This window comes from Streptomyces albidus (ex Kaewkla and Franco 2022), from assembly GCF_013870515.1.
GTDB classification, from domain to species: domain Bacteria; phylum Actinomycetota; class Actinomycetes; order Streptomycetales; family Streptomycetaceae; genus Streptomyces; species Streptomyces albidus.
On sequence record NZ_JACBXA010000465.1, the window covers coordinates 1 to 1,973 of the forward strand.

1 protein-coding gene and 1 pseudogene are annotated in these 1,973 nt (G+C 73.3%); both read left to right on the forward strand.

What is annotated here, in order from left to right; translation table 11 throughout:
* Window positions 1-1,198: SUKH-4 family immunity protein (locus H5J26_RS30540; protein ID WP_181769192.1), on the forward strand; the 1,198-nt coding region annotated here is incomplete at its 5' end.
* A 367-nt stretch (window positions 1,199-1,565) separates the two neighbouring features.
* A pseudogene (locus H5J26_RS30545) lies at window positions 1,566-1,973 on the forward strand (cellulose-binding protein); the annotation flags it as partial.

The window sequence follows — 1,973 nt, forward strand, 5'->3', positions numbered from 1 at the left end:
GATGCTGGCCTGCCCTGCGCCTGGCGGCCCCGGTGCCCCCGCGCCGCCCGGGCCTCCACCCGGTGCGCCGCCCGCGATGCCAGGTGCTCCCGCCGGTCCGCCGCCGCAGGCGTACGGCTTCCCGCAGGGTCCGCCCGCCGGGCCTCCGCCCGGTGCGCCCGGCGTTCCGGGCGCCCCGCCCGCGTACGGCTACCCGCAGCAGCCCTCCGGTCAGCCCACGGTCGGCCCGGGCTACATGGCGGTGCTCAGCTACCGCGCGCCGGACGGTTCCGAGCAGCAGCTCATCCGGCGCTCCGCCCCCGGCACTCCGCACCCGGAGTGGCAGATCCTGCACGAGCTGCGCAACATGAACGTGCCGCCGCAGCAAGTGGTCGAGCTGCACACCGAGTTGGAGTCCTGCGAGCTGCCGGGCGGCTATTGCGCCCGTATGGTCCGCGAGACCTGGCCGCAGGTGCGTGTCACGCACACCGCCCCTTACGGACGCGACCACGCCTCGCGGCAGCAGGGCATGCGCCATCTGCTGGAGCACCAGGGCGAGTTGCATCAGGTCGCCGACGGCCCGGCCCGCCCTGCCCCGTTCCGCGTGCCGTTGCCGCCGCAGCACCAGATCCCGCCCGTGCCGCCCGTCCCGCCGGACGCCATAGGGCACGAGCTGATGCAGGCCTTCGGGCCGCAGGGCGTCTTCCGCTTCGACCAGCACTCCGTCTCGCGGCAGGGTGTGCCCGACGTCGTCGGGCAGACGCTCGTGTGGGCGGGGCTGCCGGTGGATGTGAGCCCGTTCTTCTGGGGGCAGGCGCAGCCGGGCCGTCCGGTGCCGACCCTCGCCGAACTCGCACAGGAGCGTGGCGTCCAGCCGGGCGCCGACGCGGGTTCGTATCTGGTGATGGGCAACGACTTCGGCCGTCAGATGTGCGTGCAGTACGGGACGGCGCACATCGTGGCCGTGCCGTTGGAGGCCGCCGCCGACGGGCAGCCCGCGCAGCCGCAGTTCGTTAACAACGGGCTGCCGGAGTTCGTGCGCTGCCTGGGCGCCCTGGGCCGGATGTGGCCGCTGAGGTACGGGCTGACGCAGGAGCAGGCGGGCCGCTGGACGGTCGACTTCCAGTCCCAGCTGGCCGCGCTGGACCCCGCGGCGCTCGCTTCACCGGAGAACTGGTGGGCGGTGCTGCTGGAGCAGATGTGGGACGGGTTGTTCTGACGCGCGTCCCTTGAGTGCCGCCCGGTTTTCCGGGCGGCAGCAGGTTGCGGCGCCTTCGCGGTGGTTCACGCGGAGGCGCCGTTCACTCTTTGCGGCGGATCCGGTCCCGTCGCCCGTCACCCTCACGGATGGTCCCTGTCCTGGGTGTGCTGACGGGCGGCGGGACTTCTGCTGTGCCGGGCGTCTGCCGGATCACGCCAAGTCAGGGCCCGGATCGCGTCCGGAAGGGGGCGCCCGCTCCCTCTTCATCCGTGCCGCGGTGCCCCGTTCTCGGCCTCCTCAGAGCGCGCGCACGTTATGACCGCTTCGGCCGGATCGAGAAGGATGTGCGTCCGCCGGATTGTGTTGCTGAGGTAAGGGGCTCGATATGGGTGCGTCGCCGCATGCCTTCGCCGTTGTACGGGGCCGGGGCTACCGGCCCGAGCAGGTCGACAGGAGGGTGGCCCGCCTGATCGGGCGTTCCAGTGAGGACTGGGAGCGTGCCGCCAGGCTCACCGCCCTCGTGGAGCAGATGACCGGCGAGATGGAGAGGCTGCGAGCCGAGGCCGAGTCCCGTCCGCCGCAGACGTACGAGGCGCTGGGCGACCGGGCGCGGAAGCTGCTGGTGCTGGCCGAGAGCGAGAGCGCGCAGGTGCTCGGCGCGGGCCGGAGCGAGGCGCGGCTGACGGTCGAGCAGGCCGAGGCGGCGGCGAGGGTCGTACGCGAGTCGGCGCAGCGTGAGGCGAAGCGCCTGCGGGCGGAGGCGACGGCGACGGCCGCCCGTACCGTCGAGAAC